This window comes from Streptomyces tricolor, from assembly GCF_002155905.1.
Taxonomy (GTDB): domain Bacteria; phylum Actinomycetota; class Actinomycetes; order Streptomycetales; family Streptomycetaceae; genus Streptomyces; species Streptomyces tricolor.
In genome coordinates this window covers 1-1,138 of record NZ_MUMF01000662.1, presented here as the reverse complement: position 1 = coordinate 1,138, position 1,138 = coordinate 1, and the positions used below count along the sequence as shown (strand labels likewise).

Genomic DNA, 1,138 nt, shown 5'->3' with positions numbered 1-1,138 from the left:
CCGGCCGGCCGGGCCGCCGGGGCCCGGGGCGGTGCGCTCGGCGCGACGGCCGCCCCCGCCGTCCACAACGCGGCGGCCACCCGCCGGAGCTGGGCCAGGCCGCTGTGGTGGGGCGAGTTGGCGGCCACGGCCAGGTGGTCGCGGTCGCCGAGGGTGTCGCCGATCAGCGAGGGCAGCCGGCCGGGGCCGGTCTGCACGAGGACGCGGTGGCCGGCGGCGTACAGGGCCTCGGTCAGCTCGCGGAACCGGACGGGCTCCAGCAGGTGCCGGACGAACAGTTCCCGGACCGCCGCCTCGTCCCGGGGAAAGGGTGCCGCGGTCGTCCCGGACCACACCGGCACGGTGGGCGGGTGGAGCCGGAAGCCGTCGGCGGCCTGCCTGATGGGTGCGAGGAACGGTTCGAGCATCGGGGTGTGGAAGCCGGACCGGAAGGGCAGCACCTGGCAGAGCACGCCCTCGCCGCGCAGTACGCGGACGAACTCCGCGACGGCCGGGCCGGGACCGCAGACCATGGACTGGCGGGGCGCGTTGTCGTGGGAGAGGACGATTCCCGAGTCCGCCCGGGGTCCGGCCAGCGCCGCGCGGACGCGGGCGGCGGAAGTGCCGACGGCGGCGAAGACGAGGCCGGGGACGGTGAGCGAGTCCGGGTCGAACCCGGCCATGAAGGCGTCGACGTCGGCCGCCGCGTAGAGCCCGGCCGCGGCCATGGCCGTCCATTCACCGACGCTGTGCCCGGCGACCGCGTCCGGTACGACGCCCATGCGGCGCAGCGCCTGGTCCAGCAGGCGGCCCACGCCGACGACCCCGAAGCCGTGCCGGCCGATGTCGCCTACCCGGACGTCCTGGCCGGTGCCGGCGACCGGGGGCAGGCCGAAGTGGGCGGCGATGTCGTCGGTGCGGGGGGTGAACTCGGCCTCCAGGCCCGGGAAGACGAACGCCACCTTGCCGCCGGCCCGGCCGAGCAGCGGGCCCGGCCGGAACCACACGTCGTTGCGGCCGTGCCAGGGGCGGCCCTTGGCGACCGCGCGCCGGGCCAGGGCGAGCCGTCGGGCGGTCGGCTCCACGACGGCGAGCCGGACCGGGCCGGCGTCGGCGTGCGCCCCGACGGGGTCGAGCCCGGCGGCGCGCACGGCCGGGT

At 78.1% G+C, this 1,138-nt stretch carries 1 protein-coding gene; it reads right to left on the bottom strand.

The window, feature by feature from the left end; translation table 11 throughout:
* A partial coding sequence (locus tag CCN44_RS36780) for an acyltransferase domain-containing protein (RefSeq protein WP_143650252.1) occupies positions 1–1,138 on the bottom strand: 1,138 nt, incomplete at both ends.